We start from the raw sequence: 20,159 nt of genomic DNA, 5'->3' as shown, positions 1-20,159 counted from the left end.
TCGGGACCGGTCAGGGATGGCCGGATAAGCGACCAGGAAGAACAAGAGCGATATGGTAAAAGTTCGCGAAGACTATGCAGTGACGGGTGACGGCCAGGTTGATATCGAGCGTTGGGTCCGTCAGATCGAGTCACAGACGCATCTTGAGGATGCTGAACAGTTCCGGCGGGCCTGTGAAATGGCCGCCGCGATTGATGTCCAGGCGGTACGCGAGGACAGGGTCTGGGCCCCGGGGGCCAGCAGCTTCCGAACCGGCATCGAAATGGCTCAGGTACTGGTGGAACTGCACCTCGACCAGACCAGCCTGGTGGCAGCAATTCTCTACCGGGCAGTGCGGGAGGAACGGATTCCCCTGGAGGACATCCGCAAGGAGTTCGGCGATGAGGTGGCCGGGCTGATTGATGGTGTTCAGCAGATGGCGGCAATATCGTCCATCCATCACCCTCTTAAGGGTAATGTGCTGGGCCAGACCGAGGGCCAGCTCGATAACGTTCGCAAGATGCTGGTCACCATGATCGACGACGTCCGGGTGGCGCTGATCAAGCTTGCAGAGCGGACCTGCGCCATTCGTGCGGTGAAAAACGCGTCTGAAGAGAAGCGCATGCGTGTGGCCCGCGAGGTGTTTGATATCTATGCGCCGCTGGCGCATCGACTGGGAATCGGTCACATCAAATGGGAACTGGAAGATCTTTCGTTCCGCTACCTGCACGAAACCGCTTACAAAAAGATCGCCAAGCTGCTCGATGAAAAACGGCTTGACCGCGAAAGCTACATCAAGCGTGTCATCACCACCATCAAGGACGAACTGGATGCGTCTGGAATAGACGGTGAGCTTTCAGGGCGTGCGAAGCACATCTACAGTATCTGGCGGAAGATGCGGCGCAAGGGCATCGACTTTTCCCAGGTGTACGATGTTCGGGCCGTCCGTATCTTGGTGCCTGAGGTCCGTGACTGTTACGCCGCGCTTGGTATCGTGCACACACTCTGGCGCCATATTCCCAACGAATTCGACGACTACGTTGCCAATCCCAAGGAAAACGGGTATCAGTCCCTGCACACGGCTGTCATCGGCCCTGAAGGCAAGGTGATGGAAGTGCAGATCCGTACCCAGGCCATGCATGAGGAAGCTGAGCTTGGCGTTTGTGCTCACTGGCTCTACAAAGGCATGGATAAGGGCAACCGGTCCGTGGGCTATGACGCCAAGATCAACTGGCTGCGGCAAGTGCTGGAGTGGCAGGAGGAACTCGGCGACCTGTCCGGGCTGGCGGATCATCTCAAATCCGATGTCGCCTCCGATCGGGTCTATGTGTTCACGCCCGAAGGCCATGTGGTGGACCTGCCACAAGGCGCGACGCCGGTGGACTTCGCCTATCGTGTGCACACGGAAATCGGTCATGCCTGTCGCGGGGCCAAGGTTAATAGCCGTATCGTGCCGCTGACTTACCCGCTGAAGACCGGCGACCAGATATCCATTCTCACGTCCAATAACCAGGCGCCCAGCCGTGACTGGCTTAACCCGAGCCTGGGCTATATCCAGACTTCCCGTGCCCGGGCCAAGGTTACCCACTGGTTCAAGCAACAGGACCGCGATCGCAACATTGTTGATGGTCGGGCCATTTTGGAAGACGAGTTCAAACGCCTGTCGCTGTACGAGGTGGACCTCAACGACCTGGCTCGCAAAGTGAATTACCAGGCTGCCGAGGACATGTATGCGGCAGTGGGGGCCGGGGATCTTCGACCCACCCACGTGGCCAACGTCGCCCAGCAGATGCTGGAGCCGAAATCCGAGCAACTGGATCTGAAACTCAGCACCCAGAGGCGCAAGCCCTACGACACCGAATCGGATATCCAGATTCTGGGTGTTGGCAAACTCAAGACCCAGGTGGCGAAATGCTGCAAGCCCCTGCCGGGTGATCCGATCGGTGGCTACATCACCGTCGGCCGTGGTGTCACCGTGCATCGGCAGGATTGCATCACCTTCCTGAATCTGAAGGAGTTCGAGCCCAATCGGATTATCGAGGTGAGTTGGGGCGGTCAGCCTGTGGCCGTGTATCCCGTTGATGTAGAAATTGAAGCTTACGATCGCTCCGGGTTGTTGCGGGATATCACCCAGGTGCTGTCGTCTTCCAAAAGTGACGTTCTGGCACTCAATACCCTGTCCAACAAGGATGAGAACACAGCCACCATGACCGTGACCCTGGAAATTTCCAGCCTTGATCAGTTGGCCAAGTTGCTCGCCCAGATTCGCAATCTCCCCAACATCATTAATGTCAGGCGAAAGCGATCATGAGCTATTCCATTGACGATCTTAAAACCTTGATGACACGGCTTCGGGACCCGGAGTCCGGGTGCCCGTGGGATACCCGCCAGAGCTATAAGACCATCGTGCCCCACACCATTGAAGAGGCCTACGAGGTTGCCGATGCCATCGACCGTGAAGACTACCCGCACCTGGAAGATGAACTGGGTGATCTGCTGTTTCAGGTGATCTTCTACAGCCAGATGGGGAAGGAAGATAACCACTTCGACTTCGACTCGGTGGTTGATAACCTCGTGCGCAAGCTGGTCCGGCGTCATCCCCACGTGTTTCCGGAAGGCACCCTGGAAAGCAGGATCGATCCGCACAACCGGCCCAGTGAGGCTGACATCAAGGCGAGCTGGGAACGTATCAAGGCAGAGGAGCGGGCGGCGAAGCCGGAGGCGTCTGTGGAGACTGCGCCATCAAGCCGGCTCGACGGCATTGCCCGGACGCTCCCCGCAATGGTGCGCGCTGAGAAACTTCAGCGTAGGGCCGCCAACCATGGCTTTGACTGGCCAGAGGTTGAACCGGTCTTCGACAAGCTTCACGAAGAGATCGATGAGCTAAAGAAAGCCTGGTATGACGCGAGCTCTGGCGATGGTCCGGCGGAGGCGGTGGAGGACGAGCTGGGTGATCTGTTGTTTGTGTGCGTCAACCTGGCACGTTTCATGAAGGTTAATCCTGAGCAGGCCCTCAACAGCACCAATCACAAGTTTGAGATGCGATTCCGTGCTATTGAGGAGCACCTCGAACGCGAAGGCCGTGATCTTGATGGCGAATCGCTGGAGGCATTGGACGCCGTCTGGCAAGCCGTCAAAGGGGTTGAAAAGACTCGTAAAAGGTAACGGATAAGTACAATCCGTTACCAAGTTTTCCGCCCCTGGTGCGGTCGCTTCGTCTACACTTCCGGTTAAGGATGCACACACTTCGTGCACCCTGTGGGCCACCAAGAAGATGCAGGAGTGAAGGCACCATGAAAATCAAAGATCTGGTCAACTACTGGGACAAGCACGCACGTGGTCGGCTGACCCGTGATGCGTATTTTGCCGACCTCTCTGACCAGCATCACAAGCGACTGGAAAAACTGGCCGCGTTGTATCCGATGAAGTCTTCCCAGGACCTGATGCGAGACCTGATTTCCGCTGCTCTTGATGAGCTGGAAACCAGCTTTCCGTACGTTCAGGGGTCTAAGGTTGTTGCGTTCGATGAAGACGGCTTCGAAATCTATGAAGATCAGGGGATGACCCCGCGCTTCATCAGTCTCAGCCAGAAGCATATCCAGCGGCTGAAGGCGCGCCAGCTCGAATCGGTTGCCTGATCAGGCCAACGCCTGATTGATCGCGACGGCCCTGTGATACCCGACGGGGTGGCTTCACCACCCCGCAGAGAAGTGCCCCCGCTTTATTTATCCTTGCCTTCCAGCTTGTCCTTCAACGGGCTCAGCCTGACCAGGTCGTCCAACGCGGCGCCAATCATGTCATTCAGTATGTCGCTCTCTGAACGGTCCGGGTAAAGCTCGGCCAGTGCTGCTATGCGCGCGGCATCTTCCAGCGGCAAGCGGAGATTGTAATCGTGGCTGCGCTCAACAGACTCTTTCTTGCTTTCCCAGTGCTTGGGCAGATCGGTTACTTTCATGGATACTCCTTGCGGCGACAGGCTTTAATCGTTAGAAAGGCTTTATAAGAGTAAACAGTATCGTTAGTTTACTTCGCCTCCGTCAATTTAAAAGGACGTCAATGTGACTGAGCTACACCCTGACCTTCGAGAAAACGTTCGCATGCTGGGCGAGTTGCTGGGGCAGAGTATCCAGCGTCACCCCGGGCAAGATTGCTACGAGTTGATAGAAGAAGTGCGGGCGGCTGCCAAGGCCGACCGTCGCCAGGAAAGCGGTTCCGGCCAGCGCCTGGTCAACCTGCTGGGCAAGCTTCGTGATGACGAGTTGCTGCCGGTAACCCGCGCCTTTAACCAGTTCCTGAACCTGGCCAATCTGGCGGAACAATACCACGGCATCCGCCGCAAGCGGGGTCATCAATCGGACCTGATGGTGGAATCCCTCGAAGAGGTGTTTGGCCGCCTCAAAGACGGTGGCGTCAGTGCCGATGAACTGCACAGGCGAGTGGCTGACCTTCGTATCGAGTACGTTCTGACAGCACATCCCACCGAAGTGGCCCGCCGTACGCTGATCATGAAGTACGACGAAATGTCCGATTGCCTGGCCCGACTGGATCATGAGGACCTGTTGCCCGCGGAGCGTGATGAAATCGTCGGACGCCTGTCGCAACTGGTCACCGAAGCCTGGCACACGGATGAGATTCGGCATGAGCGCCCGACGGCGGTTGACGAAGCCAAGTGGGGATTTGCCGTTATTGAGAACAGTCTGTGGCAGGCATTGCCGCGTTTTCTGAGAAGCCTGGATCTATCGCTTTCAGACGCCACGGGGAAGGGGTTACCGCTGGACGCGTCGCCCATCCGGATCGCCTCCTGGATGGGCGGTGATCGCGATGGCAACCCCAATGTAACCCATGAAGTAACCCGCAAGGTGTTCCTGCTGGGCCGCTGGATGGCAGCCGATCTCTACCTGCGGGACATCCAGTCCCTGCGAGCGGAATTGTCCATGTGGCAGGCCAGTGATGAGCTGCGGGACGTCGTTGGTGATACCCGGGAGCCCTATCGCCAGGTGCTGGCCGGGCTGAGGGAAAAACTGATCAAAACCCGGGACTGGGCGGAAGCCAGGGTTGCCGGCGAGCCCTCCGACGCCACCGGCATTCTGTTTGCCAACGAGGACTTCACAGGGCCGCTGGAGCTTTGTTATCGGTCCCTGGTGGACTGCGGGCTGGAATCCATTGCCAATGGTCCGCTGCTGGACACCATTCGCCGCGCCCACACCTTTGGCTTGCCTCTGATTCGCCTGGACATCCGCCAGGAGTCGACCCGTCATGCCGAGGCGGTTTCGGAAATGGTGGATTACCTGGGGCTGGGCGATTATCTGTCCTGGTCCGAACAGGAACGCCAGGATTTCCTGGTGCGCGAACTCAAGGGGCGCCGGCCACTGATACCCAGGCACTGGAAACCCTCCGACGAAGTCGCCGAGGTGCTGGCTACCTGCGAAGTGGTGGCAGAACAGACGCCGGAAGCGCTGGGTTCCTATGTCATCTCCATGGCCAGCAAACCGTCGGACGTGCTGAACGTGATTTTGCTGCTACGTGAAGCGGGTATGAAAAACCCGATGCGGGTAGTGCCCCTCTTTGAGACCCTGGATGACCTGCGCGGCGCCCCTGACAGTATGGCGGCGCTCTACAGCGTGGACTGGTATCGGGACTATTGCGAAGGCCGGCAGGAAGTCATGATCGGCTATTCCGATTCCTCCAAAGACGCTGGTCAGATGATGGCCGCGTGGGCTCAGTACCAGGCTCAGGAAAAGCTCACCGAGGTCGCCAATCAGTATGGCGTCCACCTCACGCTGTTTCATGGCCGCGGTGGCACCGTCGGCCGTGGTGGTGGCCCGGCCAACCGTGCAATCCTGTCTCAACCGCCGGGTTCGGTGAACGGCAGTTTCCGGATCACCGAGCAGGGCGAGATGATCCGCTTCAAGTTTGGCCTTCCCCGGCTGGCGGAACAGAGCCTGACGCTGTACACCACGGCGGTGATTGAAGCCACCCTGGCGCCACCGCGAGGGCCAGAGCCGGAATGGCGGGAGGCTATGGACTGGCTCACCGAACGCTCCCTCAAAGCTTACCGTGACGTGGTTCGGGAGAATCCCGACTTTGTTCCCTATTTTCGCCAGGTCACTCCGGAACAGGCGCTGGGCAAGCTGGCCCTGGGTAGCCGCCCGGCACGACGCAAACCCGGCGGTGGCGTGGAAAGCCTGCGGGCCATTCCCTGGATTTTCGCGTGGACCCAGATGCGGATGATGCTGCCCAGCTGGCTGGGTAGCGACGTTGCCCTGGAGGAGGCATTTCACAACGACCGCGTGCCGGTGCTGCGGGAGATGATGCAGCAATGGCCGTTCTTCAAAACCTACGTGGATATGCTGGAAATGGTGCTGGCAAAATCTGACCTGCGAATTGCCAGCTACTACGAAAAGACGTTGGTCGATGATCCAAAACTGCTTGAACTCGGCAAGAACCTGCGGGAGCGCCTGCAGGGCTGCATCCGCCATTTGCTGGAATTGAAGCAGCAGGACACCCTGCTGGAACAGGAACCTGTATTTGCCCATTCCATGCGTGTACGTAATCCGTATACTGATCCGCTACACTATTTACAGGCGGAACTGCTCAAGCGTGACCGTGAGGGCGAGGGCAAGGGCGAAGTGCCCGAGATGGTTGAGCGCGCACTCAAGGTAACCATGGCCGGTATTGCGGCCGGCATGCGGAACACCGGCTAAAGCAGGTTCAGCGGATCATAAAAAACAGGAGTAACGCCGTGGCGTTAGCGGCAAGACTGGAACGCTTTTTAACCGGCAAAGGAATTGCCTATCGGGAACTTGAGATTGATCAGGTACTTAGCTTTGACGCCGCGGTCATGGCGTCCGGGCGTCCTCAGGATGAGTTTATCCGGGCAACGCCCCTGATCGACATCAATGGCGTCGTCATGGCCGTTCACGGTTACAACACCAGTCTGGATATGGACCTGGTGCACAAGCAAACTGGCCGACGCCTGCAGCCGTTAACGGCTCGCCAGTCCGCCCGGCTGTTTGCCGACTGTGATCCGGGCTTCCAGCCGCCGGTCGGGGCTGCCTACGATCTGCCGGTACTCGTTGATGAGGATATCCTGGGATACCCCCGCACCCTCATGTGCTGCGGGACCGACAACACGCTTCTCGAGTTGGACCGCACCTCTCTGGCAAGGGCCCTGGCGGATGCCACTCAGGGCCACCTGGCGATTCGCGGGCAAAACAACGATGAGCGTGATGCCCTGACGCTGGAAGAAGTGGCCGACAAGCTGCAGAAGCTTTACCGTCTGCCGCCCATGCCAGCGCTGGCGCTGCGCATTCTCCGTTTGACGGCCAATTCCGAGGCGACCGCCCGCGAACTGGGCGAGCTGATAGAGTTTGATCCCAGCCTTACCGCGCAGATCATGCGCTATGCCCGTTCTGCCCTGTTCAACTATCCCGGTCAGATCAACTCGGTACAGGAAGCGGTGACCCGGGTTCTTGGGTTTGATCGTGTGGCCCATATCGCGCTGGGTATTGCGTCCGTGCGCGCTTTCGAAGTGCCCCGTCAGGGCATGCTGGGGATGGACCAGTTCTGGCGCCACTCTCTGTATAACGCGTTTGTTTGCCAGCGTATGGCGCCAAAGTGCCATTCCGATAAAGGCCTGGCGTATCTGTGTGGCTTGCTGCACAACTTCGGCCTACTGCTGATCGGCCACCTGTTTCCCCAGGAGTTTGACGAGCTGAATTCGCTGCGGGAAGCCAATCCCGACGCCAGCATGCATTCGCTGGAGCAACAGGTGTTCGGGGCCAGCAACGATCAACAGATGCTGGCGGTTGGCCACGGCGCCATTGGCGGCATCCTTCACCGACTTTGGGAACTGCCTGACCCGGTGGTCAAGGCCGCGGGCATGCATCAGCAGGAGGGCTACCACGGCGAGCATGAGCAGTATGTGCTCATGGTCCAGCTGGCCAATGGGCTGCTGAAGGAAAGGGGGATTGGGGATGAGTTCAACCCGGATGATGTCGCCTCCCTTGCGTCGTCCCTCGGGCTTTCCGAAGGGGACGTTGCTCGTTTGAACGAGGAGATTGACAGCGTTTCCGGGGAGCTGGACGCGCTGGCGTTATCCCTGTCATCCTGACCGTCGAGCTCTATCAGCTACAGCCGCAACTCACAGCCCGATGTAACCTTTTGGTGCATGCTACGGAGGTCCACTTTCTATGAGGGGGCTGAGTTCGTATAATGCGCCTTCCTTGGCAGGGGCTGCGGGCTCGTTGCTGCCGAGAAGCTGTCGCAAAGCCGCCGGGTTTTGCAACAGCTTTTCAAATGATAATGACTACAACGGGAGCACAGCGTTATGAGAATCATCATGTTAGGCGCGCCAGGCGCAGGCAAGGGTACGCAGGCCCAGTTCATCACCGAACGGTTTGAAATCCCGCAGATTTCGACCGGCGACATGCTTCGCGCGGCGGTGAAAGCCGAGTCCGATCTTGGCAAGCAGGTCAAGGAAGTGATGGCTTCTGGCGGCCTGGTGTCTGATGACATCATCATTGCGCTCATCGAAGAACGGGTTAAGCAGCCTGACTGCAAGAACGGCTTCCTGCTCGACGGTTTCCCCCGCACCATTCCCCAGGCCGAGGCCCTGAAAGATCAGGGTATTGTTATTGACTATGTGGTGGAAATCGCCGTTGATGACGAAGAAATCGTAAGCCGTCTGTCAGGTCGTCGGGTGCACGAGGGCAGTGGTCGCATCTATCATGTGAAGTACGATCCGCCCAAGACCGAAGGTAAAGACGACGAGACTGGCGATGCCCTCATCCAGCGCGAGGACGACAAGGAAGAAACCGTCCGTAAACGCCTGAAGATCTACCACGAGCAAACCGCGCCACTGGTCGGTTACTATCAGGACTGGGCGAAAGAAGCCCCTACCGCTGCGCCGAAATATGTGCGCGTAAAAGGCGTGGGCAGCCTGGATGACATTCGCGACCAGATTCTTACCCAACTGAAGTAACCCTGTGAAACTACTGGCACTGGATACCTCATCAGAGGGCTGCTCAGCAGCCCTGCTGGTGGATAACAGCCTGGTGGAGCGGTTCGAGCTGGCTCCCCGCGGACACACCCGCCTGTTGATGCCGATGATCCGCGAGCTTCTCGCCGAGAAGGAACTGGTGCCGGCGGACCTCGATGCGCTCGCATTTGCCTGTGGTCCGGGCTCGTTCACGGGCCTTCGCATTGCTACGGGGGTTGTCCAGGGCTTGGCCTATGGTCTCGGAATCCCCGTTATTCCAGTGTCATCCCTGGCAGCCGTTGCGGAGGATGCGATACAGCATTGGCAAATGCTGGACGGCGACGCCGTTGCAGTGGCCTTCGATGCCCGCATGGGTGAAGCCTATTGGGCCTGTTATATGTGCCGAGATGGGCAACCGGAGTTGATGGGTCACGAGCAGGTCTGCGCTCCGGCGTCTGTGACTCTGGCCGATGGCGCATCCCGGTGGTTTGGTGCCGGTCAGGGGTGGAGCCTGAAAGAAAATTTCCCGGCCGATGTTGCCGCAACCATGGACCGCATCGACGAGACTCTGGTGCCCAGGGCTTCCAGAGTGGCGGAGATCGCCGCCCGTGCCTTTCATGCGGGAGCCGGGGTACCGGCCGAACAGGCACAACCGGTATACATTCGTGATGAAGTGGCCTGGAAAAAACTGCCCGGCCGCTAACAACAACCTCACTGCTACCACCCGGAATCACTGCCGATGGAACTGTGGCACATTATTGTATTGGCCGTTATACAGGGGCTGACGGAATTTCTTCCGATCAGCAGTTCGGCCCATCTGATCCTTCCCTCACAGGTATTTGGCTGGCCGGATCAAGGCCTTGCGTTCGATGTCGCCGTGCATGTAGGGACGTTGGCAGCGGTGATCTGGTACTTTCGCGCGGAAGTGGGCCGTCTCACGGTTGCCTGGGTTGGAGATACGGTTCGGGGCCGTGTCGGGCAGGATAGTGGCCTTGCGTGGGCGGTCATCGCCGGCACCATTCCAGCCGGACTGGCTGGTCTGTTGCTTAATGATTTCATTGAAACCTCCCTGCGTTCCGGGTTGGTGATTGCGGTTTCGACCATCGGTTTTGGTTTGGTGCTGTGGTGGTCGGACGCGGTGGGACGTCGTAACCGGGACCTGCCGGCATTGACCATGAAAGATGCAGTGATCATTGGCGTGGCCCAGGCGCTGGCTCTCATTCCGGGCACCTCCCGATCCGGTATTACCATCACGGCGGCTCTGTTTCTCGGGTTTGGACGGGAGGCCGCCGCCCGATTCTCGTTCCTGTTGTCGATCCCGCTGATTCTCGCCGCCGGTCTGCTGAAAACCCTGGAGCTGGTGGAGCAGGGCGGGGCAACCGACTGGGCGGCTATTGCCCTGGGTGCTGCGCTGTCATTTGTCAGTGCCGTGGTCTGTATCCACCTGTTTCTCAAGTTCCTTGAGAGACTTGGCCTGATGCCGTTCGTTATATACCGCCTGGTACTTGGTCTGCTGTTGCTTGTCATGCTCTGGTAGTGCAAACATTGAACAGCCTGCTTTAAAATTGCTCCAGGATCTTCCATAATCCACTACCTGTGGTCTTTTTAACCGGTGTACCAGAATGATCGGTGGTGTTAACCCAAACAGCAGTCTTCCTTTCCAGTCCGGCAACAGCAGCCCGGTTCGTGAGCGCAGTGACATCGCTCGTGCGCCTGCGTCCGCCCCCGATAACGATAGCCAGGCCGTTCGCCGTGATCTCACCGATGCACGGCCCCCCAACGCCGAACAACGGCCGGTTCCTTCTGCTGAGTCGCTAGAACGCCGTGTCGAGGCACGTCAAGCCGCGGAGGACGTGCGCCTGGAGCGTTTCCGTGCCGATGAAGTTTCCCTGAGCACCTCCAGAGCCCTGTCCACGTTTGCCGATGTCGCCGCCGGAGGCGATGTTGCGGATGCAGGGCTCTCAGGCATCGATATCCTGGTTTGATGTCGCCAGGAAACACCCTGTCTGAACTTGCCGTTGGCTGCAGCCCCCTTGGCGATCTCCACGCTGCACGTTCCCTGTCTGAAGCATTATCGTTGCCTTTGCTGGGTACGCTTCGTCCGCGAGACGTGCGGGATTACCCAGTGCTGCTGTTTCTGGATGAAAATGGTCTTGGCCTGCAGGTTACCGGCAAGGGGGCTCCAGGGCCTGTCAGAGCCGAGTTCGTGACCGGAAAGGCGGGATACCGGAGAGAACACGGCGGTGGCACCGGACAACTGATTGCCAAGGCTGTTGGCCTGAAGAAAGCCCGCCAGCCCCTTCATGTTCTGGATGCAACGGCCGGTCTTGGCCAGGACGCGTTCGTACTGGCCTCCCTGGGCTGCAGGTTAACCCTTTTCGAACGTTCGCCGGTTATCCATGCGTTGCTTAGTGATGGACTTTCCCGTGCGGCCCTGAACGAGCAGAGCGCGCCCATTGTCGCCCGGATGGCATTGCAGTCGGGTAGCAGTATCGACTGGTTATCGCAGGCGGGCGCGGGCGCCGCGGATGTGATCTACCTTGACCCGATGTTTCCCCATCGCGACAAGTCGGCCCTGGTCAAGAAGGAAATGCAGGTGTTTCGCACGGTGGTGGGAGACGACGATGATTCACCAGCGTTGTTGAAGGCCGCGTTGGCAGTGGCAACCTATCGGGTTGTCGTCAAACGCCCGCGCAAGGCGGAGCCAGTGAGTGGCCCCGAACCCACCACCCGTATTGAAGGAAAGAGCAGCCGGTACGATATCTACTCCATCAAGGCGTTTCCTGCCGGATAGGTCACCGGTCGCGTTCAGGCCCCAAGCATGGTCACCTGCTGAATGGCCTGGCGTTTTTCCACACTTAGCACCAACCGTGCGTCTTCCGCTACTTCATCCAGGCCGTCGGTGTAGCACAACAGTCCGTCGTCATCGGTGGTGATAACGCCATTGTGCTGCATGTTGGCGATGAAGTTACGGAACAGGGTCTTGTCGAAGAACTCCGGCGCATTGAGGCCGAACAGGATGGACATACGTTCGGCCAGAAGCGTGCTCTGCTCTTCCAGTTCGCCGGCGGTAATCTTACCCGATCCGTATTTGCGCAGGATGCCGATGGCAATGTGATAGCGTTCTAGGGTCTGGATGATGAACCGTGACAGCACCCGCAGGCGCAGCATGGCATCGGTGCCTTCCTCAGGGCGGCTGATCCTGTCTTCCTCTTCTTCGAACAGCAACCCTTTCTCCAATAGAACGTCGATCCATTGGTTGATGACCCCGTCAATCTCCTCGGCGTCGTATTTGAGGAACAGTTCGGATTTCAGATAGGGGTACGCCACGCTGGCCAGGAACTCAATTTTGTCCCGGCGCAGGGAGTTCTTGTTCTCAAACAGGCTCGCGATCAGAGACGGCAGGGCAAACAGATGCTGGATATTGTTGCGGTAATAGGTCATCAGGATCGCGTTGCTGCCTTCCAGCGCGATGATGTCACCCAGTTTCTGGGGCTGGCGCGTGATCAGGCCCATGTTTTCGCAGTAGTCGACCCAATCCTTGCCACTGCCTTCCGGCAGCGTGATGGTGTCGGCGTAGGGAAAGGCTTTCAGCAGGTCGGCATACTGGTCCATCAGGCGAATCAACTGGCCTTCATCCATAGCCAGGCGATCGGTGCCCAGCAAAACCGTTGCAGTCATGCCAATGGGATTGACGGCGACAGATGCGTTAATGCTGGACGCAACACGATTGGACAGTTCAGACACCGCCTGATTGAGCCATTTTGGCCGGTATTCGGAATCGTAGGCTTCTTCCCGCCAGCTTGGTTCGACTTCGTTCAATACCTCAGCAAGGGGAATGGCTTCACCGAAGTTTACAGCGACCTGGCCAAACGAGTTGCTCAACTTGCGAACGGTCTTGGCAATCGCGAACACGCTCTCTTTCTGTTTTTTCTTGCCCCGTAGTTCACCGAGGTAAGAACGGCCTTCCATCACCTTCTCGTAACCAATGTATACCGGGACGAACACGATGGGCTTGCGATGGTCTCGCAGAAAGCTGCGGACGGTCATGGACAGCATGCCGGGCCGAGGCTGGAGCATGCGGCCCGTGCGGCTGCGCCCGCCCTCCACGAAGTACTCAACGGAATAGCCGCGGGAGAACATCACGTGCATGTATTCGTTGAACACGGTGGCGTAGAGCGGGTTGTCACGGAAGCTCCGACGCATGAAGAACGCGCCGCCGCGTCGCAGGATGGGGCCAACAATAGGCATGTTCAGGTTGATGCCGGCGGCAATGTGCGGGGGCATCAGCCCGTTCTTATAGAGCACGTAGGACAGCAGCAGGTAATCAATATGGGAGCGATGGCAGGGAACATACACCACGGCATTGTCCTGGGCTTCTTCCTTGGCAACGCGGATGTTGTTGATAGCGATGCCGTTGTAGATACGATTCCACAGCCAAGACAGCACCACTTCCAGGAAGCGTATGGTCACGATGGACATGCTGGCAGCGATCTCGTCCGCATATTTGTACGCCTTGGCGCGCACCTTTTCCGGGGGGATGTCATCCTTTCGGGCAGTTTCCCGGATGGCTTCCTTGACCGCCTGGGTCCGCACCAGTCCACCCACCAAGGTGCGGCGGTGAGACAGGTCCGGGCCGAGCACGGCTTGGCGCACCCTGCGGAAATGGGTACGGAGAATGCGGGCGAGCTTACGGTTGGCGCGTTCCTCGCTATGGCGGTATTCGTCAATCACCTGCTTCAGGGACAGGGGCTGATTGAACTGCACGTAAGTGCTACGCCCATGCACCATGATGATCAGGAATTTCTGCAAACGTCCAGCCACGGACCAGGTGTCGGACAGCAGCAGTTTGACCAGCGATTTTTCCTTGTCCGGGGAGCGCCCCCAGAACAGCGACACAGGGACGATCTGAACATCCTGCTCAGGGTGTTCCAGGCCATGGCGAACCAGCGCCCGGAACTCACCGGTGGGAACGGGCGTCTGGCGACGACGGAAAAGACCACCAATCCGACGGTAGAGAAAAAAGAAGGAGTGGTTCGGACCGTTCTTGACCGGCAGGGACGACTCGGCACCAGGCAGGCCAGCTCGCAGCACCTCCTGTTCCAGGACCAATCGGCTGGACAGCGAGCTGTACTGCAGTACGTAGCAAACCGGTTTTTCCGGGTCTACTCCCAGGGCTTCCACGCTGTTGCCGCTCACATCCGTCCGGACCCACAAAAACAGGATTTTGCGGAAAAGGGTCAGGATCAGGCTGCGAAGGCCCAGGAAAAAACGCATAAACGGTCGCTCCGGTTCACAAAACAGGCGGTAAGTTTACTTGGTTGCGTGCAGTGCGGAAAGCCATGCGGTCGTTCTGTTGTGTTGTGCCGCTGTGATACATTTCCAGCTCTACCCACATAATAGCTTCTGGACACGGATTATGGCGTTATGGACTCCCGGCTGGTCTTCGAAAGGGCCCGACGATGACGATCTTGTGTTGGCCATCGACGGTGATGCGGTGCTGAAGCCCGACGTTGGCTGGCTGAAGCCTTGGCGGATGATTGCCCCTAGTACGCACGGTGATATCGGGCCGGTGTATGTTGGCCAGATGGACGGCAAGCCTGTCTACGTAGCCGAAGCCGACGCGGCCAGACTGGCGGGGTCTACAGAACGGGTGACGCTTCGGGAAGCGCTGCTGCTGATGGAGGATGCTCCCGCGGAAATGCTGGGCACCGCGTTCCAGGTGCATCAGTGGTGGCGGGATCACCGCTTCTGCGGCCGCTGTGGTGAATTGACAGAGCTGCACCCGTTGGAAAGGGCCAAGTGGTGCAAGCCCTGCGGCATTCCCTGGTATCCCAGGCTGGCGCCCTGCGTAATTGTGGTTATCCGCCGTGGTGAACGCATGTTGCTGGCCCGGTCATCGCGGACAAAGCGTCATTATTTCAGCCTGATTGCGGGCTTTGTGGAGCCGGGTGAAACCATTGAAGCGGCGGTTGCCCGGGAAGTGAAAGAGGAAACCGGCCTTGAGGTTAGTGGGGTTCGCTACCACTCCTCTCAGCCATGGCCGTTTCCCCATCAGTTAATGCTGGGCTTTTTTGCAGACTACGCCGGGGGCGAGCTGGTGCTGCAGGAAGACGAAATTGCGGAAGCGGACTGGTTTCTGCCGGGCGATATGCCACCTGTGCCGCCGGTGACCACCATCTCTGGCGGCCTGATCCAGGCCATGGTGCGGGAAATTAAAGGGCAGGGGGCATCGTCGTGACTGCGCCAAGAGTGCTGGTCTTTGATTCAGGCGTTGGCGGATTGAGCGTTGCTGCTTGTATCCATCAACAATTGCCGGGGGTGAAGTTGGTGTACCTGGCTGATAACGCTGGCTTTCCTTACGGCGCCCAGCCGGAAGCGGTGGTCATTGAGCGCAGCCAGACACTGATCCGGCTGGCGCTGTCGGAATTTCCCTGTGATGTCATTGTGGTGGCGTGCAACACTGCGAGCACTGTGGTATTGCCGCATCTTCGGACCATGACACCGATACCGGTGATCGGCGTGGTGCCGGCGGTAAAGCCTGCGGCGGCGGTGTCTGAAAACCGCCGTATTGGTCTGCTGGCCACCCCCGCCACTGTTCGTCGGCCCTACCTTGCCGACCTGATTGACGAGTTTGCCAGTGATTGCACGGTGGAACGGCTGGGGCATCCGGACTTGGTGCAATGGATCGAAAATCTGGTGTCCGGTTCGCCAGTCCCCGAACAGGCCTTGTCCGTGGCATTGCAACCATTCCGGGACGTGGGTGTGGACACTGTGGTTCTGGGCTGCACTCATTACCCGCTGATAAAGGATCTGCTGCAGAGCCAGTTGCCGACCGTAAAACACTGGGTGGATTCCGGAGAGGCCATCGCCCGCCGAGCGGCCTGGTTATTCGAACAGCAGGGGCTGGAAGTGAAAAGTCTTATGGCCCTCAACAGCGATGGGGATGTGGTTGATGCCGCCCTGTTTTCCGGGGACATCCCACGAGGTATCGGGGAGTTCCTGGATGGGCTCAGCCTGGCCACCAACGACATCCGTGGTAACTGGTCCTCGTCGGTAGTCGGTGCTATAGCAAGCGGGTCAGCTTGAACATGGCCAGGAACTCCAGTGCCGGTAAGGATCGGCGGTGGCAACAGTAGGTTTTAAAGTTGTCGCCACGGAATCGTGACTTGGTAAATTCCAGGCCCTTGAAGTTGTAAAGGAAGTTCCCCTTCTCATACAGGCCGTGCATGATGCGCTTGAGCAGTCGGCTTTCCTGGTGCTCGGTAGCCGGGTCCAGGGATAGCGGAATTAAACCCAGGTCCAGATAGGGCACGCCTTCGGCCTTGAACACATCCATGGCATGGGCCATCAGGGTGTAGAAAATACCCTGGCGGAAATCCGCGTTGGCCCTTGAGATGTTGGGCACGTAACTGATGATCTCGTTATTGCGGTAGATGGGGTCGAAGTAGATAAAGCCCACGGCCTTGCCATCCTGGTACGCGTAGAAATGGCGTTCGTTCTCCCGGTACTCCATCTCCATGGGACGTATCAGGAAACGGATCTCCTTGCTCTTGCATTTACGGGTGCGAATCCAGGCATCGGAAATTTCGCGGGTGTGGTCATCGCTGAAGCGCTCCTTCACGGTAATGCCGTTTTTTTCCGCCTGGTTGAGGGCCGTGCGCAGGATCTGTTTCTTCTTCCCGCTGAGCGACCAGTTTTTCAGGTTGATACGGGATTCGCTGCCAAACTGGGTGCCAAACAGGCCAAAGCGGCGGTAGAGGTAGTCCACGACAGGTTTGGATACCTGGATGTAGCAGGCGGAAGGGAAGCGTTGGTGAAACTGTTCCAGGATCACCTCAAAGTGTTCCGGTGCGGTGACAGGATCGGAGAGCACGAACGTGCCGCCCCATTTGCGCATATACGCCAGGTAGCCAACGCCGGGCACATCGAAATACTGCATCTCAGGTTGCAACGTCGAGAACGACTGGGAATGGGTGCCGTACTTCTTGAGGTAACTGATGCGCTCCGGAAAGGTAAATACACCTTCGTCCAGAGAGCGTACGCCATCGAGTGAAAGGATCTGGTCTGACATTGTGAAACTCCCCCGTTTATTGTTTTAAATCCGGCGTGAGGCCTCGTGTCTACACCTGTTTCCGTCCCAGGATCGACCAGTAACAGTTCATGTTCAGCAGCTTGAAATGCTTTTTCTCGGTAACGTGCAGGCCAAGGCGCTGCATGTGTTCGGGGTAGTTGTAAATCTTGTGGAAGGCATTGTTGGCGAACAGCCAGAAGATGAAGACGGCCATGTACCAGTACATCTTCTTGAACAGGCGGGCCACAATGTTGCCGGTGGGGTAGCAGAAGTCACCCACAACCACCCTGGCGTCGGCCTTGCCCAGACGGATCAGATGCTCCAGCACCCGCACCATCATGTCTTCGTCAAACACGTTGAGGAAAAAGTTGGCGACCACCATGTCGTACTGTTCGAACTCATCGACCTTCATGATGTCGCTGTGAATGCGGCGGATGGTCAGGTGCGGCGCCTCTTTTTCCTGGGCTTCGGCAAACTTGCGCAGCATGGTCTCGGAGAGGTCCACCACGGTCACGTCCGCGCCCAACTCTGCGGCACGGATCGCGTCACGGCCATGGCCCACGCCTGCAAACAGGATGCGGGCGCCGGGCTTGACGGTTTCCACATCGAGCATGGCAGTCTTGCAGCGATGGATGTTCTTGCCGCTGTAGAGGTTGCTCAGAAAATCGTATACCGGGCCAATGTATTTGTATTTATCGCGCATGGTGACTTCTGCCTGTCCATATCCTGGGGATGCTTCCATTCTTCTTGTGATTGTTGATTCACCGTCAGGTGAATTGAAGGAAGCGCCTGATGGATTTGAGCTTAGAGAAGCCGGTGGGGGAATTATGTGCAGTACCGCGCATTTCCAGATACATAACGTAACGAACAGCAACACTTTGCAAACCAGATCAACATTTTAGATCTGACTGTCCGACAATGGAGTATCGATAATGCGGTAGGTTAGAAAGCGACGGCGCGCGCCGGGGTATGTCCGAGGGTTTTGCCGATGACGTCTGCAGGCCGCGCCGGGCCGTAGAAGAATCCCTGAACCTGGTGGCATCCCAGGCTTTTGAGGTAGGTGAGCTGTTCGTCCGTTTCCACACCCTCCGCCACGATCTGAAGTTTCAGTCCATGGGCCATGGCGACAATGGCGTTTACAATACACGCACCATCTTCGCCTCTGCGAATGGCTTTGACGAAGGACTGATCCACTTTCAGGGTGTGAATGGGCAGCCGGTGAATGTAATTCAGGGAGGAGTAGCCGGTGCCGAAATCATCAATGGCAATTCTGACGCCCAATGACGCTAATTCCCGGAGTTTCTGACTGATCTGCTCAAGATCGTTCATGATCACGTTTTCAGTGATCTCGATTTCCAGGTTTTGGGGCGGGAAGCCGTGGGCCTGGAGTTGAGCCATCAGGGTCTCTACAAACCTTGGGTGCTCCACCTGGACCGGGGACAGGTTTACGGCCAGTCGCAGGTCGCTGTGTCCTTCTCGAATCCACTGGCCGACATCATGGCAGGCCTGGTCGAGTACGCATTCACTGAGTTTGGCAATGAGTTTGGTTTCTTCCGCCAGCGGCAGGAAGTCCCGTGGATAGAGCAATCCCCTTTCCGGATGTTGCCAGCGCACCAGCGCTTCCAAACCCACCACGCGATTGCTCGAGGAACAGACTTGCGGCTGATAGAACACCCGCAACTCATCGCGCTCCAGTGCCATCCTAAGGTCTCTTTCCAGGCTCAGGCGGTTGGCCGTGTCAATGCTCATGCTCTCCGAGTAGAAGCGATAGCCATCCTTGCCCCGTGCTTTGACGTGATACATGGCAATGTCGGCGTTCTGGATCAGTTGATCCATGGATTCGCCGGCTTCCGGGTAGGTGGCAATGCCAATGCTCACACCTACGAAAACTTCGTGTTCGCCCAGTTGGAAAGGCGCGCGCAAGGCCTTGATCAACTTCTTTGAAATCTGTCTTGCGTCCTCGTAACCGTGGATCGACGGCAACAGCAGAGTGAATTCATCGCCACCGAAGCGTGACAGGGTATCCCCTTTGCGCAGACACCGTTCCAGTCGCTGTGTGACAGCCTGCAACAGGCGATCGCCCATGGCATGTCCCAGCGTGTCGTTGATAACCTTGAAGCGATCAAGGTCCAGGAACATCACCGCCAGCTTCTGCTCACTGCGGCGCGCGTGGGTGATGGCCAGGTCGAGCCGGTCCTTGAACAGGGCGCGGTTTGGCAGTCGGGTCAACAAGTCGTGGTAGGCCTGGAAGTTGATAAAGGCTTCCGCTTCCTTACGCTCGGTCACATCGCGAGCAGTGCCGTAGTAGCGGGCCTCGCGACCATTGTATTTGCCGTCATCGTGATTGGTGTGGGGCCAGGTTTCCGGGTCAATCGGAAACGCGGTAATTTCAAAGTGTCGGGTGGCTTTGCGGCTGCCTCGGGTCTTGAGCCGAACTTCCAGTGTCCGGGGATTGTCGGCGCTGATATTCGGGCCTTTCAGAGCATAGGTTCCCCGGGCGATGTCCCGGTCATCCAGGATGTGGCGAAAGTGACGCCCGCACAGCTCAGCGGGTTGGTAGCCAAGCAGGCTCTCAATCTTGCTGTTCACAAAACAGAAATGCCCGTCGCCATCGAGCATGAAAACGATATCGGGTGAGCTGTTGACGATGTAGCGATGCAGTTCCTCGGACTTTTCCAGGCGCATTCGTATGTGCTCGTGGGCGCGAAGCAGAGAACGCTTGCCGAGCACGCCGTCGACCGTTGCCAGCAGTTCTTCCGGGTCGAACGGTTTGCGGATATAGTCCAGTGCCCCCCGGCGCAGGGCACGGCTGACGGCGCTGAACGAGCTTTCACCGCTCACGACAATCACGCCACATTCTGGTTGTTCCGATGACAGGCGTTCCATCACACCGAATCCGTCCACATCGGGCATGCGAAGATCCAGCATTGCCAGGTCGAACGATTCGGTCTCAAGGATGCGACAGGCCATGCGCCCACCTTCCGCTTCGGTGACCTCGTACCCCTTGCTTCTGAGCAGTGAAGCAAGGCCGGAAAGCAGTCTCGGATCATCGTCGACGACCAGGATGCGCGCCTTTCCGTCGTCGCCGTAAGTCCACTCGGTGCTCGCAGGTTTCATGTCAGTAGC

17 protein-coding genes are annotated in these 20,159 nt (G+C 58.0%); 12 read left to right on the top strand and 5 right to left on the bottom strand.

Annotation, left to right across the window (positions count from 1 at the left end; all coding sequences use genetic code 11):
- Positions 1 to 52 precede the first annotated feature (52 nt).
- The 3 genes from relA to SIC19_RS04515 all read left to right on the top strand — a co-directional run bounded on the left by relA (position 53) and on the right by SIC19_RS04515 (position 3,617).
- Positions 53 to 2,290, top strand: a complete 2,238-nt coding sequence (gene relA / locus SIC19_RS04525) for a GTP diphosphokinase (RefSeq protein ID WP_036204223.1) — start codon at positions 53 to 55, stop codon at positions 2,288 to 2,290.
- Positions 2,287 to 3,144, top strand: coding sequence for a nucleoside triphosphate pyrophosphohydrolase (gene mazG / locus SIC19_RS04520; protein ID WP_075195975.1), 858 nt, complete (start codon positions 2,287 to 2,289; stop codon positions 3,142 to 3,144). The genes relA and mazG overlap by 4 nt, the downstream gene beginning before the upstream one ends.
- A 128-nt stretch (positions 3,145 to 3,272) precedes the next feature.
- A complete protein-coding gene (locus tag SIC19_RS04515; RefSeq protein ID WP_007152055.1) occupies positions 3,273 to 3,617 on the top strand; it encodes a hypothetical protein in 345 nt (114 codons plus the stop codon).
- 83 nt (positions 3,618 to 3,700) lie between these two features.
- Here the strand turns inward: SIC19_RS04515 and SIC19_RS04510 are convergent, their stop codons facing one another.
- Positions 3,701 to 3,934: a hypothetical protein gene (locus SIC19_RS04510; RefSeq protein ID WP_007152054.1), complete on the bottom strand. Its 234-nt coding sequence runs from the start codon at positions 3,932 to 3,934 to the stop codon at positions 3,701 to 3,703.
- Between the two features lie 103 nt (positions 3,935 to 4,037).
- Between SIC19_RS04510 and ppc the strand changes: the two genes are divergently transcribed.
- The 7 genes from ppc to SIC19_RS04475 all read left to right on the top strand — a co-directional run bounded on the left by ppc (position 4,038) and on the right by SIC19_RS04475 (position 11,753).
- Positions 4,038 to 6,683 carry a phosphoenolpyruvate carboxylase gene (ppc, locus tag SIC19_RS04505; protein ID WP_075195974.1) on the top strand — a complete coding sequence of 882 codons (2,646 nt, stop codon included), beginning with the start codon at positions 4,038 to 4,040 and terminating at the stop codon, positions 6,681 to 6,683.
- Between the two features lie 38 nt (positions 6,684 to 6,721).
- Positions 6,722 to 8,092, top strand: a complete 1,371-nt coding sequence (locus tag SIC19_RS04500; protein WP_036204230.1) for an HDOD domain-containing protein — start codon at positions 6,722 to 6,724, stop codon at positions 8,090 to 8,092.
- A gap of 216 nt (positions 8,093 to 8,308) precedes the next feature.
- A complete protein-coding gene (adk, locus tag SIC19_RS04495; protein ID WP_075195973.1) occupies positions 8,309 to 8,962 on the top strand; it encodes an adenylate kinase in 654 nt (217 codons plus the stop codon).
- A gap of 4 nt (positions 8,963 to 8,966) precedes the next feature.
- A complete protein-coding gene (gene tsaB / locus SIC19_RS04490) occupies positions 8,967 to 9,662 on the top strand; it encodes a tRNA (adenosine(37)-N6)-threonylcarbamoyltransferase complex dimerization subunit type 1 TsaB (protein WP_075195972.1) in 696 nt (231 codons plus the stop codon).
- A gap of 36 nt (positions 9,663 to 9,698) precedes the next feature.
- Positions 9,699 to 10,496, top strand: a complete 798-nt coding sequence (locus SIC19_RS04485; protein ID WP_036204238.1) for an undecaprenyl-diphosphate phosphatase — start codon at positions 9,699 to 9,701, stop codon at positions 10,494 to 10,496.
- 85 nt (positions 10,497 to 10,581) lie between these two features.
- Positions 10,582 to 10,944 carry a UDP pyrophosphate phosphatase gene (locus SIC19_RS04480; RefSeq protein ID WP_075195971.1) on the top strand — a complete coding sequence of 121 codons (363 nt, stop codon included), beginning with the start codon at positions 10,582 to 10,584 and terminating at the stop codon, positions 10,942 to 10,944.
- Positions 10,944 to 11,753: a class I SAM-dependent methyltransferase gene (locus tag SIC19_RS04475; RefSeq protein ID WP_075195970.1), complete on the top strand. Its 810-nt coding sequence runs from the start codon at positions 10,944 to 10,946 to the stop codon at positions 11,751 to 11,753. Before SIC19_RS04480 ends, SIC19_RS04475 begins: the two co-directional genes overlap by 1 nt.
- A 14-nt stretch (positions 11,754 to 11,767) precedes the next feature.
- Here the strand turns inward: SIC19_RS04475 and plsB are convergent, their stop codons facing one another.
- Positions 11,768 to 14,236 carry a glycerol-3-phosphate 1-O-acyltransferase PlsB gene (gene plsB, locus SIC19_RS04470; RefSeq protein ID WP_036204246.1) on the bottom strand — a complete coding sequence of 823 codons (2,469 nt, stop codon included), beginning with the start codon at positions 14,234 to 14,236 and terminating at the stop codon, positions 11,768 to 11,770.
- A gap of 142 nt (positions 14,237 to 14,378) precedes the next feature.
- Between plsB and nudC the strand changes: the two genes are divergently transcribed.
- Together nudC and murI are read left to right on the top strand one after the other, a co-directional pair.
- Entirely contained in the window at positions 14,379 to 15,200 is an 822-nt protein-coding gene (nudC, locus tag SIC19_RS04465) for an NAD(+) diphosphatase (RefSeq protein ID WP_075195969.1), read from the top strand.
- Positions 15,197 to 16,048, top strand: a complete 852-nt coding sequence (gene murI, locus SIC19_RS04460; protein ID WP_075195968.1) for a glutamate racemase — start codon at positions 15,197 to 15,199, stop codon at positions 16,046 to 16,048. The genes nudC and murI overlap by 4 nt, the downstream gene beginning before the upstream one ends.
- On the opposite strand, the gene SIC19_RS04455 is transcribed toward murI, so the two are convergent.
- The 3 genes from SIC19_RS04455 to SIC19_RS04445 form a co-directional block, all read right to left on the bottom strand.
- Positions 16,026 to 17,033: a DUF2156 domain-containing protein gene (locus SIC19_RS04455; RefSeq protein WP_036204254.1), complete on the bottom strand. Its 1,008-nt coding sequence runs from the start codon at positions 17,031 to 17,033 to the stop codon at positions 16,026 to 16,028. The genes murI and SIC19_RS04455 overlap by 23 nt on opposite strands.
- 49 nt (positions 17,034 to 17,082) lie before the next feature.
- Positions 17,083 to 17,736 carry a class I SAM-dependent methyltransferase gene (locus SIC19_RS04450; RefSeq protein WP_007152042.1) on the bottom strand — a complete coding sequence of 218 codons (654 nt, stop codon included), beginning with the start codon at positions 17,734 to 17,736 and terminating at the stop codon, positions 17,083 to 17,085.
- Between the two features lie 239 nt (positions 17,737 to 17,975).
- Complete coding sequence (locus tag SIC19_RS04445; RefSeq protein ID WP_075195967.1) at positions 17,976 to 20,150, bottom strand: EAL domain-containing protein; 2,175 nt, start codon at positions 20,148 to 20,150, stop codon at positions 17,976 to 17,978.
- Positions 20,151 to 20,159 lie beyond the last annotated feature (9 nt).

This window comes from Marinobacter sp. MIT930201, assembly GCF_047122665.1.
GTDB classification, from domain to species: Bacteria; Pseudomonadota; Gammaproteobacteria; order Pseudomonadales; family Oleiphilaceae; genus Marinobacter; species Marinobacter salarius.
Note: the sequence above shows the minus strand (reverse complement) of the source record. Positions and strands in the feature narration are given on the sequence as shown.

Bases quoted from the DNA above. Each gene is read 5' to 3' on its own strand.
- relA (WP_036204223.1), top strand. From the start codon at position 53: ATGGTAAAAGTTCGCGAAGACTATGCAGTGACGGGTGACGGCCAGGTT.
- mazG (WP_075195975.1), top strand. From the start codon at position 2,287: ATGAGCTATTCCATTGACGATCTTAAAACCTTGATGACACGGCTTCGG.
- SIC19_RS04515 (WP_007152055.1), top strand. From the start codon at position 3,273: ATGAAAATCAAAGATCTGGTCAACTACTGGGACAAGCACGCACGTGGT.
- SIC19_RS04510 (WP_007152054.1), bottom strand. From the start codon at position 3,934: ATGAAAGTAACCGATCTGCCCAAGCACTGGGAAAGCAAGAAAGAGTCT.
- adk (WP_075195973.1), top strand. From the start codon at position 8,309: ATGAGAATCATCATGTTAGGCGCGCCAGGCGCAGGCAAGGGTACGCAG.
- SIC19_RS04485 (WP_036204238.1), top strand. From the start codon at position 9,699: ATGGAACTGTGGCACATTATTGTATTGGCCGTTATACAGGGGCTGACG.
- SIC19_RS04480 (WP_075195971.1), top strand. From the start codon at position 10,582: ATGATCGGTGGTGTTAACCCAAACAGCAGTCTTCCTTTCCAGTCCGGC.
- SIC19_RS04475 (WP_075195970.1), top strand. From the start codon at position 10,944: ATGTCGCCAGGAAACACCCTGTCTGAACTTGCCGTTGGCTGCAGCCCC.
- plsB (WP_036204246.1), bottom strand. From the start codon at position 14,236: ATGCGTTTTTTCCTGGGCCTTCGCAGCCTGATCCTGACCCTTTTCCGC.
- nudC (WP_075195969.1), top strand. From the start codon at position 14,379: ATGGCGTTATGGACTCCCGGCTGGTCTTCGAAAGGGCCCGACGATGAC.
- SIC19_RS04455 (WP_036204254.1), bottom strand. From the start codon at position 17,033: ATGTCAGACCAGATCCTTTCACTCGATGGCGTACGCTCTCTGGACGAA.
- SIC19_RS04450 (WP_007152042.1), bottom strand. From the start codon at position 17,736: ATGCGCGATAAATACAAATACATTGGCCCGGTATACGATTTTCTGAGC.
- SIC19_RS04445 (WP_075195967.1), bottom strand. From the start codon at position 20,150: ATGAAACCTGCGAGCACCGAGTGGACTTACGGCGACGACGGAAAGGCG.